Annotated in this window: 14 protein-coding genes; all 14 read left to right on the top strand. The window is 42.1% G+C overall.

Annotated features, from left to right (window positions below):
- Positions 1–4 precede the first annotated feature (4 nt).
- The 14 genes from FXF70_RS13605 (at position 5) to pnp (ending at position 14504) form a co-directional block, all read left to right on the top strand.
- The gene (locus FXF70_RS13605) at positions 5–2113 is read left to right on the top strand and encodes a glycoside hydrolase family 48 protein (RefSeq protein WP_048002821.1); all 2109 of its coding nucleotides are present in this window, start codon (positions 5–7) and stop codon (positions 2111–2113) included.
- 79 nt (positions 2114–2192) lie between these two features.
- On the top strand, positions 2193–3419 hold the full coding sequence (locus FXF70_RS13600; RefSeq protein WP_148780424.1) for an endo-1,4-beta-xylanase: 1227 nt from the start codon (positions 2193–2195) through the stop codon (positions 3417–3419).
- 20 nt (positions 3420–3439) lie between these two features.
- The gene (locus tag FXF70_RS13595) at positions 3440–4570 is read left to right on the top strand and encodes a glycoside hydrolase 5 family protein (RefSeq protein ID WP_019744171.1); all 1131 of its coding nucleotides are present in this window, start codon (positions 3440–3442) and stop codon (positions 4568–4570) included.
- Between the two features lie 241 nt (positions 4571–4811).
- Entirely contained in the window at positions 4812–5285 is a 474-nt protein-coding gene (rimP, locus tag FXF70_RS13585; RefSeq protein WP_008344744.1) for a ribosome maturation factor RimP, read from the top strand.
- Positions 5286–5317: 32 nt separating this feature from the next.
- Complete coding sequence (gene nusA / locus FXF70_RS13580; protein WP_007499530.1) at positions 5318–6433, top strand: transcription termination factor NusA; 1116 nt, start codon at positions 5318–5320, stop codon at positions 6431–6433.
- A gap of 15 nt (positions 6434–6448) precedes the next feature.
- The gene (gene rnpM, locus FXF70_RS13575; protein ID WP_008344742.1) at positions 6449–6733 is read left to right on the top strand and encodes an RNase P modulator RnpM; all 285 of its coding nucleotides are present in this window, start codon (positions 6449–6451) and stop codon (positions 6731–6733) included.
- Complete coding sequence (locus FXF70_RS13570; protein WP_007499528.1) at positions 6726–7028, top strand: YlxQ family RNA-binding protein; 303 nt, start codon at positions 6726–6728, stop codon at positions 7026–7028. Before rnpM ends, FXF70_RS13570 begins: the two co-directional genes overlap by 8 nt.
- A 19-nt stretch (positions 7029–7047) precedes the next feature.
- Entirely contained in the window at positions 7048–9168 is a 2121-nt protein-coding gene (infB, locus tag FXF70_RS13565) for a translation initiation factor IF-2 (protein ID WP_007499526.1), read from the top strand.
- The gene (locus FXF70_RS13560) at positions 9165–9443 is read left to right on the top strand and encodes a DUF503 domain-containing protein (RefSeq protein ID WP_017359071.1); all 279 of its coding nucleotides are present in this window, start codon (positions 9165–9167) and stop codon (positions 9441–9443) included. Before infB ends, FXF70_RS13560 begins: the two co-directional genes overlap by 4 nt.
- Before the next feature lie 17 nt (positions 9444–9460).
- Positions 9461–9811, top strand: coding sequence for a 30S ribosome-binding factor RbfA (gene rbfA / locus FXF70_RS13555; RefSeq protein ID WP_007499525.1), 351 nt, complete (start codon positions 9461–9463; stop codon positions 9809–9811).
- A 68-nt stretch (positions 9812–9879) separates the two neighbouring features.
- Positions 9880–10809: a tRNA pseudouridine(55) synthase TruB gene (truB, locus tag FXF70_RS13550; RefSeq protein ID WP_148780422.1), complete on the top strand. Its 930-nt coding sequence runs from the start codon at positions 9880–9882 to the stop codon at positions 10807–10809.
- A gap of 18 nt (positions 10810–10827) precedes the next feature.
- Positions 10828–11778 (top strand): bifunctional riboflavin kinase/FAD synthetase, encoded by a 951-nt coding sequence (ribF, locus tag FXF70_RS13545; RefSeq protein WP_125588861.1) that lies wholly within the window; start codon positions 10828–10830, stop codon positions 11776–11778.
- 155 nt (positions 11779–11933) lie between these two features.
- The gene (gene rpsO, locus FXF70_RS13540; protein WP_008354438.1) at positions 11934–12203 is read left to right on the top strand and encodes a 30S ribosomal protein S15; all 270 of its coding nucleotides are present in this window, start codon (positions 11934–11936) and stop codon (positions 12201–12203) included.
- Positions 12204–12386: 183 nt separating this feature from the next.
- Entirely contained in the window at positions 12387–14504 is a 2118-nt protein-coding gene (gene pnp / locus FXF70_RS13535) for a polyribonucleotide nucleotidyltransferase (protein ID WP_148780421.1), read from the top strand.
- Positions 14505–14604: the final 100 nt, after the last annotated feature.

The raw sequence follows: 14604 nt of genomic DNA, 5'->3' as shown, positions 1-14604 counted from the left end.
GGACATGACAAATAAAGAACGGTTTTTAGCGCTTTATCATCAAATGAAAAACGAGACGAATGGATATTTTTCAAAAGAAGGCATTCCGTATCATTCCGTTGAGACACTCATTTGTGAGGCACCTGATTACGGGCATATGACAACTTCAGAAGCTTACAGCTACTGGTTATGGCTTGAAGTATTGTATGGGCATTACACAGGCGATTGGAGCAAACTAGAAGCGGCTTGGGATAATATGGAGAAGTTTATCATTCCAGTAAACGAAGATGGACATGACGAACAGCCGCATATGAGCTCTTACAATCCATCTAGCCCAGCCACATACGCTTCAGAAAAACCATATCCAGATCAATATCCGAGCCAGTTGACGGGTGCTCGCCCTGCTGGTCAAGATCCAATTGATCATGAACTGAGGTCAACTTACGGAACGAATGAAACGTATTTAATGCACTGGCTTCTTGATGTAGACAACTGGTATGAATATGGGAATTTGCTCAATCCATCACATACAGCCGCATATGTAAACACATTCCAGCGGGGGCCGCAAGAATCCGTATGGGAGGCCATCCCTCATCCATCACAAGATGATAAAACGGCCGGAAAGCCCAATGAAGGTTTCATGAGCTTGTTCACAAAAGAAAATCAAGCGCCAGCCGCCCAGTGGCGCTACACAAATGCGACGGACGCTGATGCACGTGCGATACAGGCAATGTATTGGGCAAAGGAACTTGGCTATAATGGTTCAGCCTATCTTGATAAAGCGAAAAAGATGGGGGATTTCCTTCGTTACGGAATGTACGATAAATATTTTCAAACAATTGGAAGCGGCAAGCAAGGTAATCCGTATCCTGGAAATGGAAAAAGTGCATGTCATCACTTAATGGCATGGTATACCTCTTGGGGCGGGGGACTTGGAGAATATGCGAATTGGTCATGGCGTATCGGAGCGAGCCATTGTCATCAAGGGTATCAAAACCCAGTCGCTGCCTACGCTTTATCCTCAGATAAGGGAGGCTTAAAGCCATCGTCACCGACTGGTGCAAGTGATTGGGAAAAGACGTTAAAGAGACAGCTTGAATTTTACGTCTGGCTTCAATCAAAAGAGGGAGCGATTGCAGGAGGTGCTACCAACAGCTGGAATGGAGACTATAGCGCTTATCCAGCAGGAAGAAGCACATTTTATGATATGGCTTATGAAGATGCGCCTGTTTACCATGATCCTCCGTCCAATAACTGGTTTGGAATGCAAGCATGGCCGATTGAGCGTGTAGCAGAGCTTTATTATATCTTTGCAAAAGATGGCGACAAAACATCTGAAAATTTCCAAATGGCCAAATCTGTCATCACAAAATGGGTCAACTATTCACTAGATTATATTTTTATTGGCACTCGTCCTGTGTCGGATCAAGATGGGTATTTTTTAGATGGTCAGGGTCAAAGGATTCTAGGGGGGACAAATGTTGCTGTTGCTACGACGAGTGCACCTGGAGATTTTTGGATTCCTGGGAATATAGAATGGAGCGGCCAGCCTGACACTTGGAGCGGGTTCCAATCTGCAACAGGTAATCCAAATTTAACGGCAGTTACAAAAGATCCTACTCAAGATACTGGTGTACTGGGCAGTCTAATCAAAGCACTCACATTCTTTGCTGCTGCAACACAGAAAGAGACAGGAAACTACACAGCACTTGGCATAAGAGCAAAAGAGACAGCGGCACAGCTCCTTGAGGTCGCTTGGAATTACAATGATGGTGTAGGGATTGTGACAGAGGAAGACAGAGAAGACTACCACCGTTTCTTTAAAAAAGAAGTGTACTTCCCAAATGGCTGGAACGGAACATTTGGTCAAGGAAATCAGATTCCTGGTTCCAGCACCATTCCTTCTGACCCGCAGCGAGGAGGTAACGGAGTGTATACGAGCTTTGCAGATCTTCGTCCGAAAATCAAGCAAGACCCAGCTTGGTCAGCCCTGGAGAGTAAATATCAATCATCTTTTAATGAAGCAACAGGCAAATGGGAAAACGGAGCGCCAAGTTTCACCTATCACCGTTTCTGGTCGCAAGTTGATATGGCTACGGCTTATGCAGAATACCATCGTCTCATAAACGAATAGAACGTAGTACAGCTGCCGGCTTTTTTAGTCGGCGGTTTCCTAATAAGATAAATGAAATGAAAGCAAAGGTGATGTCATCATGGTTAATAAGAAAGAATTTATGAATCATTCATCGAATGGCGGATCACAGGAACAAGAAAATCAAAGCTGGAGAAAAGAAGCAAATAATCGAATCTTACAACATAGACAAAGAGAGCTTGTCATAAACGTCATCAATAAGGAACAAAAGCCAGTTGCCGGAATAGAGGTGGAAATAAAACAAATCAGACATGAATTTGCATTTGGTTCAGCAATGAATGACCAAGTTCTATTCAATCAAACGTATGCTGATTTTTTTGTTCAACATTTTAATTGGGCTGTGTTTGAAAATGAGGCAAAATGGTATGCAAATGAGCCTGAAAGAGGGAAAATAACCTACGAAAAAGCAGATGCCATGCTGAATTTTGCCAATAGACACCAAATTCCAGTGAGGGGGCACGCCTTATTTTGGGAGGTAGAGGATGCCAATCCAAACTGGCTGAAATCATTACCGAATCATGAAGTATATGAAGCCATGAAAAGGCGGCTTGAGCATGCAGGCAATCATTTCAAAGGGAAATTCCGTCATTGGGATGTAAACAACGAAATGATGCATGGTTCATTTTTTAAAGACCGGTTTGGGAAACAGATTTGGAAATGGATGTATGAAGAAACGAAAAAAATTGATCCTCAAGCCTTGCTGTTTGTCAATGATTATAATGTAATCTCATACGGCGAACATCACGCATATAAAGCACATATCAATGAACTTCGTCAGTTGGGGGCACCAGTTGAGGCCATTGGAGTTCAAGGTCACTTTGAAGATCGAGTGGATCCAGTTGTTGTAAAACAAAGACTAGATGTGCTTGCTGAGCTTGGTCTACCGATATGGGTGACAGAGTATGACTCTGTTCATCCGGATGCCAATAGACGAGCGGATAACTTAGAAGCTTTATATCGGGTTGCCTTTAGTCATCCAGCCGTAAAAGGTGTGCTGATGTGGGGATTTTGGGCGGGTGCTCATTGGAGAGGTGAGCACGCAGCCATCGTGAATCATGATTGGTCGTTAAATGAAGCAGGCAGGCGTTATGAAAAGCTTCTACAGGAGTGGACGACACAAAGAGTGGAAAAAACAGATGCGAATGGCCAAGTGACATGTCCAGCGTTTCACGGGACGTATGAGATTCGAATTGGTGAAGAAAGTAAAATGTTGCAGCAGCAGACGATTGAACTTGATTCAACTAAACAAACACCGCTTCAACTAGATATCATCGTACCAGTAGAATAAGAGATTGTGAGGAGAATGAAATGAAAAAATGGGTTCAACAGGTGGCTTGTTTTATGCTGCTGATCACTTTATGGGCGGGTTGGTTCACTCTGACCGTAAAGGCCTCCTCCTATGTGCAAACATCTGGTACACATTTTGTATTGAACAACCACCCATTTTACTTTGCTGGCACAAATAATTATTATTTCCATTACAAATCAAAAAAGATGGTAGATGCTGTTTTTGACGATATGAAGGCAATGGATTTAAAGGTTATTCGTATTTGGGGATTTCACGATGGTACCCCTCAAGAAAACTCAGTCTTACAATCTCGTCCAGGTGTTTATGAAGAATCCGGTTTTCAAAAACTAGACTATGCGATTTATAAAGCAGGGCAGGAAGGAATCAAGCTGGTCATCCCACTCGTGAACAATTGGGATGACTTTGGCGGGATGAATCAATATGTGAAGTGGTTTCAGGCAGGGTCACATGATCACTTTTATACAGATCCTCGGATTAAAACAGCTTACAAAAACTATGTGCGCTATGTATTAGAGAGAACCAATACGTACTCAGGTGTTCAATATAAAGATGATCCTGCTATTATGACATGGGAGCTCGCCAATGAGCCGCGCGCTCAGTCAGACCCTTCGGGAGATATACTAGTAAACTGGGCAGATGAAATGAGTGCATGGATCAAATCAATCGACTCGAATCATCTTGTTGCTGTAGGAGACGAAGGGTTCTTTCGCATGACAGGTCATGATGATTGGTTTTACAGTGGAGGAGAAGGTGTTGATTGGGATCGTTTGACTGCTCTCCCTCATATTGATTATGGAACCTATCATTTATACCCAGATCACTGGAATCAGTCTGCTGCATGGGGAGTGAAATGGATCAAAGATCATATCACCCGAGGAAACGCAATCGGAAAACCTGTTGTATTAGAAGAGTTTGGCTATCAAAATCAAGCAGCCCGTCCTGATGTATATGATAGCTGGCTGAAGACAATTGAACAGCTCGGAGGCGCAGGTAGCCAATTTTGGATTTTAACAAGCATTCAAGACGATGATTCCCTCTACCCGGATTATGATGGTTTTCGAGTTTTAAAGGAGAGCCGGGAGGCAGGAATTATTCGTGAACACGCCAAAAGAATGAATGAAAAGAACTGATGAAGAATGCCTGTTTATAAGGAACTTCATTTGCATAAAAAAATTGGATATGGTATAGTTTTTATGGAAATGCTAACGATTACCGAGACAAGAGTGGGGAAACCCGCTCTTTTGTATTGAACAGGCAATTTTTGTCTCGACATTATTCATCCGTTTTCTGCTCCCCCTGCTCACAATAAAGCAGGGTTTTTATGCAGAATGATTGATAAGAGCGTTTATCGAAAGCACAAGGAGGAAGAGAATGAGCAAAAAAGTAGTGGATATCGTAAGCGACATGGTGCAGCCAATTTTAGATGGCTTACAGCTTGAACTCGTTGATGTTGAATTTGTCAAAGAGGGTCAAAACTGGTTCCTTCGCGTATTTATTGACTCTGATAAAGGCGTCGATATCGAGGAGTGTGCCAAAGTGAGCGAAGCCTTGAGCGAAAAGCTTGATGAGGCAGATCCAATTAGCCAAAACTACTTTCTTGAAGTGTCCTCTCCTGGAGCGGAGCGCCCATTAAAGAAAAAAGCTGATTTTGAAAAAGCACTTGGAAAAAATGTTTTCATGAAAACATACGAACCAATTGATGGTGAAAAGGCATTTGAAGGTGAGCTTACAAGCTTTGATGGTGAGATTGCAACAGTGACAGTGAAGATCAAGACAAGAAAGAAAGAGATCAATATTCCATACGAAAAAATTGCTAACGCAAGATTAGCAGTTTCGTTCAATTAACCTTTTCATTGATATAAGGGGGAACCATAAAAATGAGTAGTGAGTTGTTAGATGCCCTGACTGTTCTTGAGAAAGAGAAGGGCATTAGTAAAGAAATTATTATTGAAGCGATAGAAGCTGCACTCATTTCTGCATACAAGCGTAATTTTAATCAAGCACAAAATGTGCGTGTTGATTTAAACCGTGAAACGGGAACGATTCGCGTATTCGCAAGAAAAGATGTTGTAGATGAAGTGTATGATTCTCGCCTTGAAATCTCTGTAGATGATGCAGCAAATATCAACCCGAATTACATGGTTGGTGACGTGGTTGAAATTGAAGTCACACCAAAAGATTTCGGACGCATTGCAGCTCAGACAGCGAAACAAGTCGTGACGCAGCGAGTGAGAGAAGCAGAGCGAGGTGTGATTTACACTGAGTTTATCGATCGTGAGGAAGACATCATGACGGGAATCGTTCAGCGAATTGACAGTAAATTCATTTACGTGTCACTTGGCAAAATCGAAGCCCTTCTTCCGGTCAACGAACAAATGCCAAATGAGGACTACAAACCACATGACCGCATTAAAGTGTTCATTACGAAAGTAGAAAAAACAACAAAAGGACCACAAATTTATGTATCAAGAACACACCCAGGTCTTTTAAAGCGTTTATTTGAAATCGAAGTGCCAGAAATTTATGATGGTACTGTAGAGCTTAAATCTGTCGCTAGAGAAGCAGGGGACCGTTCTAAAATATCTGTTCGTACAGATGATCCTGATGTTGATCCAGTTGGTTCTTGTGTTGGACCTAAAGGTCAGCGTGTACAAGCAATTGTCAATGAGCTGAAAGGCGAAAAAATTGACATTGTTCATTGGTCGAATGACCCGGTTGAATTTGTTGCCAATGCGTTAAGTCCATCAAAAGTTCTTGATGTCATTGTAAATGAAGAAGATAAGGCGACAACTGTCATTGTCCCTGATTATCAGCTGTCATTAGCCATTGGTAAAAGAGGTCAAAATGCGCGTCTTGCAGCGAAATTAACGAGCTGGAAGATTGACATTAAAAGCGAAACAGATGCAAGAGAACTCGGTATTTTCCCAAGAACTGAAGACTCTGAATCTCTTTTCTTAGAGGCTGAACCAGTAGCTGAGGAATCTGACGAATAAGAGGTGATATAAAAGGTGAAAAGCCGAAAAAAAATCCCGCTTAGAAAATGCGTCGTGACGGGAGAAATGAAACCAAAGAAAGAACTGATTCGCGTTGTTCGTTCAAAAGAAGGTGAAGTGTCTGTTGACGCAACCGGAAAAATGAACGGGCGCGGCGCTTACCTTTCTCTCGATAAAGAAACCATTCTTGCGGCGAAGAACAAACGTAGTTTACAGCAGCAATTTCAGACACAGATTGACGAACACATTTTTGAAGAATTACTAGAACTAGCTGAAAAGGTGAAAAAACCTAATGACTGAATCTGAATGGTATCCTTTGCTTGGTCTAGCAAATCGAGCTCGTAAAGTCGTGTCAGGAGAAGATCTGGTGATCAAAGAAATTAGACATGCGCGTGCTAAGCTGGTTCTTCTTGCAGCAGATGCCTCATCCAACACAGAGAAAAAGGTATCTGACAAATGCAAATTTTACAATGTTCCGGTTAGAAAAGTTGAAGACCGTTCCGTTCTCGGACGTTCTATAGGGAAGGAAGCTCGCGTAGTTGTCGCTGTCACTGACCAAGGCTTCGCTAAGAAGCTCATAAGCTTGCTCGATTAATTTATTTGGGGGTGAACGAATGGCTAAAGTGAGAGTATATGAATACGCAAAAGCCATAGATGTTTCAAGTAAAGATATTATAGCAGCGCTTAAGGATATGAACGTGGAAGTGAACAACCACATGGCGACGCTTGAAGACGACACTGTGAAAAAGCTAGACGCTATCTATAAAAAAGCCAAAGCAAAAGAGACAGCTAACGAGAAACCCGCAGAACAAAAAAAACAATCATCTAACAAAAACAATGATAGAAAGAAGAATGACGTGCAGAATAATCAATTTAATAAAAACAAAAAAAACAACAACCAAAACAAAAACAAAAATAAACGCGGCGGCAACAACAAGGCGCAGCATCAGCAAGCAAGACCTGTGAAGCCGAAAAAAGAGCTTCCTGAAAAAATTGAATTTACAAATTCAATGACAGTCGGCCAGCTTGCTGACGAGCTTGGCAAAGAAACTGCTGAAATCATCAAAAAACTGATGATGCTTGGTGTCATGGCTACGATCAACCAAGAGCTCGACAAAGATACAGTCGAATTAATTGCTTCTGAATATGGTGTTCCAGTAGAAGAAGTCATCATTTTAGAAGAAACTGAACTTGAAAAGTATGAAGTTGAAGATAAAGAAGAAGATATGCAAGTACGCCCTCCAGTCGTAACGATCATGGGACACGTTGACCACGGGAAAACAACGCTTCTTGACAGCATTCGTAAAACGAAAGTTGTTGAAGGCGAAGCGGGTGGAATTACGCAGCATATTGGTGCATACCAAATTGAAGAAAACGGTAAGAAAATCACGTTCCTTGATACACCAGGACACGCAGCTTTCACTACGATGCGAGCACGCGGTGCTGAAGTAACAGATACGACGATCTTGGTCGTTGCAGCAGATGATGGTGTCATGCCGCAAACGATTGAAGCGATCAACCACGCAAAAGCGGCAGAGGTGCCAATCATTGTGGCTGTCAATAAAATTGACAAACCAACAGCGAACCCTGACCGCGTGATGCAGGAATTAACTGAGCATGGTCTTGTACCTGAGGCTTGGGGCGGCGAAACCATTTTCGTTCCTTTATCTGCAAAAACAGGCGAAGGCATTGACGAATTGATCGAAATGATCCTTCTTGTCAGCGAAGTAGCAGAACTAAAAGCCAACCCAAATCGTGCGGCAAAAGGAACTGTGATCGAGGCTGAGCTTGATAAAGGAAGAGGTTCTGTTGCAACCCTTCTCGTTCAAACTGGTACACTTCAAGTAGGTGACCCAATCGTTGTCGGAAATACATTTGGCCGTGTACGTGCAATGGTCAATGACATCGGACGCCGCGTGAAAACAGCAGGACCATCTACACCTGTTGAAATCACTGGTTTAAATGATGTACCGCATGCAGGGGATCAGTTCCTCGTATTCAAAGATGAAAAAACAGCTCGTCAAGTCGGTGAGGCGCGTGCGTCTAAACAACTTGATGAACAGCGTTCAGACAAAGCGAAATTATCTCTTGATGACCTATTTGAGCAAATCAAACAAGGTGATGTGAAAGATATCAACTTAATCGTAAAAGCAGACGTACAAGGTTCTGCTGAAGCACTGACGGCAGCTCTTCAAAAAATTGAAGTAGAAGGCGTCAAAGTGAAAATCATCCATACGGGTGTTGGAGCGATTACAGAATCTGATATCATTTTAGCAAGTGCTTCTAATGCGATTGTGATTGGATTTAACGTACGTCCTGATGGCAATGCGAAGAGCACAGCTGAAACAGAAAACGTAGATATCCGCTTACACCGCATCATCTACAAAGTCATCGATGAAATTGAAGCTGCGATGAAAGGGATGCTTGACCCTGAATATGAAGAAAAAGTCATCGGTCAAGTTGAAGTTCGTCAAACGTTCAAAGTATCAAAAATCGGTACAATTGCTGGTGGCTATGTCACTGAAGGTACCATTACTAGAGACAGTGGTATCCGCTTAATTCGTGATGGCGTCGTCATCTTTGAAGGCGAAGTCGACGTATTAAAACGATTCAAAGATGATGTGAAAGAAGTTTCACAAGGCTATGAATGTGGTATTACCATTAAGAAATACAATGATATCCGTGAAGGTGATGTCATGGAATCATTCGTTATGCAAGAAATCGAAAGAAAATGATCGGTTATACCGAGTGTGAGTGTATGATCTATGATGCATCCTCACTGAAGGAAAAACGTGCGGTTCTGCAGCGTATCATGACAAGAACGCGCCATAAATTCAATGTGACCATTGCTGAAATGGACTATCAGGATACATGGCAGCGTACTTCGATCGGAATCGCCGTCATTTCCTCCTCCCGGGTTCAAGTGGAAAAGGAACTTCAGCGTGTGTTAAGCTTTATTGATTCTTTTCCGGAAATTGAACGAACGATCACGAAAACTGAGTGGTTTTAATTAGAGGTGATAAGATCATGAGTATGAGAGCAACCCGTGTGGGTGAGCAAATGAAAAAAGAATTAGGCGACATCCTTGGCAGAAAGCTAAAAGATCCAAGAATCGGCTTTTTGACTGTAACGGATGTTGAAGTATCCGGTGATTTGCAAATTGCTAAAGTCTATATTTCTGTTCTTGGCGACGAGAAGAAAAGAGAGGAAACCTTAAAAGGCCTTGCAAAGGCGAAAGGGTATATCCGCTCTGAAATTGGCAATCGAATCAGACTTCGCAAAACACCAGAGCTTCACTTTGAATTCGATGAGTCTGTAGACTACGGTAACCGAATTGAAAGCCTGATTGCTGAACTAAACACAAAAGATCACGAATAAGACGTTGAAATAAGGATAGGCGATGATCGTCTGTCCTTTTTCATCGTTTATGAAAGGAGAGAACGCAGGTGCAAAGCGGTGTTCTTTTATTACATAAAGAAAGAGGCATGACCTCTCACGACTGTGTGTTTAAAGTGAGAAAGATTTTACACACAAAAAAAGTGGGACATACAGGGACACTCGATCCAGAGGTTTCAGGTGTTCTGCCTATTTGTATTGGACGAGCGACAAAAATTGTGGAGTACTTAACAGATAAATCGAAAACGTATGATGCGGAAATCACCATTGGATTTTCTACAACGACAGAAGACCAAACAGGTGAAGTAGTAGAAGAAAAAAAGGTGCCGGTACCGATGTCAGAAGATGACATTGATGCTGCGTTGAAACAATTTGAAGGAACCATTGAACAGATCCCTCCGATGTTTTCTGCTGTGAAAATTGGCGGAAAAAAGCTCTATGAATATGCAAGGCAAGGCATTGAAATTGAACGTCCAAGCCGTGAAATTACCATTCATCGCATCGAGCGGACAACACCTGTCACATTTGAAAATGGAAAGGTATCCTTTAGATTCACCGTCCTGTGTTCAAAAGGCACATATGTGAGAACGTTAGCCGTCGATATCGGAAAAAAACTTGGGTTTCCAGCCCACATGTCTCACCTCATTCGCATTGGATCTGGTGACTTTACGTTAGATGAATGTATCACTCTTGATGAGCTGCGGGAGATCAGCGAGGAAGGAACGGTTGAGGAACATCTTGTGCCGATCGAGCGTGCGCTCAATCATTTGCCGAAATGGGAGATAAATGATACATTAGCAAGTAAAGTGGAAAACGGTGCAGTCCTACCTATGCCTGATGAATTTGCTCATTTTGCAGAGGAAGATCGTGTCGCTGTCTTTGCTCCTTCAGGCCGTTGTATGGCGATTTATATGAAGCACCCGACCAAACAGAACCTGATGAAGCCGGCGAAGATTTTATCACAGGACAAGCAATCTTAAAGAAAAGGTGACCATCTCGTGAAGACTATACATATTTCACACCCACATACATTGAATCAAAAGGATCAAGTCCCGTCTGTGATGGCTTTAGGGTATTTTGACGGTGTTCACCTCGGACACCAAAAAGTGATTGATGCAGCGAAAAACATTGCGGAAAAAGAGGGTTTAGCTCTAGCTGTCATGACTTTTCATCCGCATCCATCACATGTTCTGCAAAAAGCACGTGAACCAAAAGACTTAATCACACCGCTTGAGGATAAGATTGATTTTATCGAACAATTAGGTGCTGACTACTTATACATTGTGCAATTCAGCGAAAGCTTTGCAGCACTGTCTCCTCAAGAGTTTGTCGATCAATATTTGGACGAACTGAATGTGAAGCATGCAGTCGCTGGGTTCGATTTTACATTCGGCCGGTTTGGCGCAGGCACAATGGAAACGTTTGACGAATACGGGAAAGGGCGGATTGCTGCGACCATTGTACCTAAGCTTTCCAACCAAGACCGGAAAGTCAGCTCGACCCTGATACGTTCCGCATTGAAAAATGGAGACGTTGAATATGTGAGTGAGCTTTTAGGCAAACCGTATCAGCTGCGAGGCATTGTGATTCATGGAGATAAACGAGGACGCACGATTGGCTTTCCAACCGCCAATGTTGGTTTATCTGCTGAGTACATCATCCCGCCAACAGGCGTATATGCAGTGAGAGCGGAAGTGAAAGGCAAGGTGTATGACGGTGTTTGTAACGTTGGCTACAAACCAACATTTTATGAAAAACGTCCTGATCAGCCTGCGATTGAAGTGAACCTTTTTGATTTTAACGAAGAAATTTATGGTGAACCGATTAAATTACAGTGGTACAAACGGATTCGCAGTGAACAAAAATTTAACGGTATCCAAGAATTAACGGCTCAAATTAGTCAAGATAAAGAAGAAGCGATTCAGTTTTTTCAAAATCATCTTCATTAAACAAAAAAATCGCAGAAAAACCGCTCTATCATTTGCAAAATCGGCATATTTTTAGTATGATAATTCCTGTAGCTTTAAAACCACTTACTTGGCAGGCCGACTTCACCGACGGTTGCGAGGTAGATGGGGCTAACATGATTTGGAGGTGAAACAGGATGGCTATTACTCAAGAGCGTAAAACTCAATTAATTAATGAGTTCAAAACACACGAATCTGATACTGGATCTCCAGAAGTTCAGATCGCTGTCCTAACAGAATCAATTAACAACTTGAACGAGCATTTACGTACTCATAAGAAAGATCACCACTCACGTCGCGGTCTTTTGAAAATGGTAGGTAGACGTCGTAATCTTCTTACGTATCTACGTAATAAAGACGTAACTCGTTACCGTGAGTTAATTAACAAACTAGGCTTACGTCGATAATCGTAAAAAGCGGGAGGATTCCCGCTTTTTTATCGTATAATCACTAATATTTTATGGTTAAAATGTTGAAAGAATGGCAAAAACCCTTCTACATACAGCTTTCACATTGATATGTGAAAATCATTTTGTTCATAATAAGAAATAACCTAAAAACTTTACGACAAGAGAGGAGTTTATCACAGAATGGGACAAGAGAAACAAGTCTTCACCATAGACTGGGCTGGACGTCAACTGACAGTTGAAACTGGCCAGCTTGCAAAGCAAGCAAACGGAGCGGTTCTCGTACGCTACGGAGATACGGCTGTGCTTAGCTCAGCAACAGCTTCTAAAGAACCAAAACCACTTGATTTTTTCCCGCTCACTGTAAACTACGAAGAAAGATTATATGCAGTTGGTAAAATTCCTGGTGGTTTCATTAAAAGAGAAGGCCGCCCAAGTGAAAAAGCAATCCTTGCGAGCCGCTTAATTGACAGACCGATCCGTCCACTATTTGCAGACGGATTTAGAAATGAAGTACAAGTCATTAGTATTGTCATGAGTGTGGATCAAGATTGTTCATCTGAAATGGCTGCAATGTTTGGCTCATCTTTAGCTTTATGTGTGTCTGACATTCCATTTGAGGGACCAATCGCTGGTGTGACAGTAGGACGAATAGATGGAAAGCTCATCATCAACCCAAATGTTGAGCAGCTTGAACAAAGCGATATCAACCTTGTTGTAGCTGGAACAAAAGATGCAATCAACATGGTAGAAGCTGGTGCTGATGAAGTACCAGAAGAAACAATGCTTGAAGCTATCATGTACGGCCATCAAGAGATCAAACGCTTAATCGAATTCCAAGAAGAAATTGTAAAAGCTGTCGGTAAAGAAAAAATCGATATTCCTTTATATGAAGTCGATCAAGCATTAGCAGAGGAAGTAAAACAACTTGCTGAAGCGGATCTACTGAAAGCGATTCAAGTACATGAGAAGCATGCTCGTGAAGATGCCATCAGTGCTGTGAAAAAAGCTGTCGTTCAAAAATTTGAAGAAGAAGAGCGTGACGAAGCAACGATTAAACAAGCGAAGGATGTCTTAAACAAGCTTGTGAAAAACGAAGTTCGCCGCCTTATTACTGAAGAGAAAGTACGTCCAGATGGACGCGGCGTCGATCAAATCCGTCCACTTTCTTCAGAAGTAGGACTTCTTCCAAGAACGCACGGTTCAGGATTGTTTACAAGGGGCCAAACACAGGCACTCAGTATTTGTACATTAGGTGCACTTGGTGATGTACAGATTCTTGATGGTCTTGGTGTTGAAGAGTCTAAGCGATTCATGCACCATTATAACTTCCCGCAATTCAGTGTTGGTGAGACCGGCCCAATGCGTGGTCCAGGCCGTCGTGAGATTGGACATGGTGCGTTAGGCGAACGTGCATTAGAGCCAGTCATTCCATCTGAAAAAGATTTCCCTTATACGGTTCGCCTTGTGTCTGAGGTGTTAGAATCAAACGGTTCTACTTCACAAGCAAGTATTTGTGCGAGCACACTTGCGATGATGGATGCAGGTGTTCCAATTAAAGCACCAGTTGCAGGGATTGCAATGGGACTTGTTAAATCTGGTGAATACTACACAGTGCTGACAGACATTCAAGGAATGGAAGATGCACTTGGAGATATGGACTTTAAAGTAGCAGGTACATCTAAAGGTGTAACAGCGCTTCAAATGGACATCAAAATCGATGGTCTATCAAAAGACATTTTAGAAGAAGCACTTCAACAAGCGAAAAAAGGAAGAATGGAAATTTTAGATAGCATGCTGTCAACGATTCCAGCTTCTAGAGGAGAATTGTCACGTTATGCACCAAAAATCTTAACGATGACAATCAATCCAGATAAAATTCGCGATGTCATTGGACCAAGCGGTAAACAAATCAATAAAATCATTGAAGATACCGGTGTGAAAATTGATATTGAACAAGACGGTACAATCTTTATCTCTTCTACTGAAGAAGACATGAACCAAAAAGCGAAGAAAATCATTGAAGATCTTGTCAGAGAAGTTGAAGTTGGCCAACTTTACTTAGGTAAAGTAAAACGAATTGAAAAATTCGGTGCCTTCCTTGAAATCTTCAGCGGCAAAGATGGACTTGTTCATATTTCTGAGCTTGCACTTGAACGTGTTGGCAAAGTAGAAGATGTCGTGAAGATTGGTGACGAACTACTCGTCAAAGTCACTGAGATCGATAAACAAGGCCGTGTAAACCTTTCCCGTAAAGCTGTTTTACGTGAAGAAAAGGAAAAAGAAGAAAAGCAGTCTTAATGAGAACAAATAAAATGTGTTAGAAGCCAGGTATCCGTGCCAGGCTTCTTTCTTTTCTTGCGCGTAACAATAGTTCTAGCTTGTTTCTCCCCATCATAAT

Source organism: Bacillus sp. Y3 (genome assembly GCF_008123875.1).
GTDB classification, from domain to species: Bacteria; Bacillota; Bacilli; order Bacillales; family Bacillaceae; genus Bacillus; species Bacillus altitudinis.
Note: the sequence above shows the minus strand (reverse complement) of the source record. Positions and strands in the feature narration are given on the sequence as shown.

Coding starts and splice junctions, on each gene's coding strand:
- rimP (WP_008344744.1), top strand. CDS start 4,812: ATGAGCAAAAAAGTAGTGGATATCGTAAGCGACATGGTGCAGCCAATT.
- FXF70_RS13570 (WP_007499528.1), top strand. CDS start 6,726: ATGACTGAATCTGAATGGTATCCTTTGCTTGGTCTAGCAAATCGAGCT.
- rbfA (WP_007499525.1), top strand. CDS start 9,461: ATGAGTATGAGAGCAACCCGTGTGGGTGAGCAAATGAAAAAAGAATTA.
- FXF70_RS13600 (WP_148780424.1), top strand. CDS start 2,193: ATGGTTAATAAGAAAGAATTTATGAATCATTCATCGAATGGCGGATCA.
- FXF70_RS13605 (WP_048002821.1), top strand. CDS start 5: ATGACAAATAAAGAACGGTTTTTAGCGCTTTATCATCAAATGAAAAAC.
- FXF70_RS13560 (WP_017359071.1), top strand. CDS start 9,165: ATGATCGGTTATACCGAGTGTGAGTGTATGATCTATGATGCATCCTCA.
- FXF70_RS13595 (WP_019744171.1), top strand. CDS start 3,440: ATGAAAAAATGGGTTCAACAGGTGGCTTGTTTTATGCTGCTGATCACT.
- infB (WP_007499526.1), top strand. CDS start 7,048: ATGGCTAAAGTGAGAGTATATGAATACGCAAAAGCCATAGATGTTTCA.
- nusA (WP_007499530.1), top strand. CDS start 5,318: ATGAGTAGTGAGTTGTTAGATGCCCTGACTGTTCTTGAGAAAGAGAAG.
- rpsO (WP_008354438.1), top strand. CDS start 11,934: ATGGCTATTACTCAAGAGCGTAAAACTCAATTAATTAATGAGTTCAAA.
- pnp (WP_148780421.1), top strand. CDS start 12,387: ATGGGACAAGAGAAACAAGTCTTCACCATAGACTGGGCTGGACGTCAA.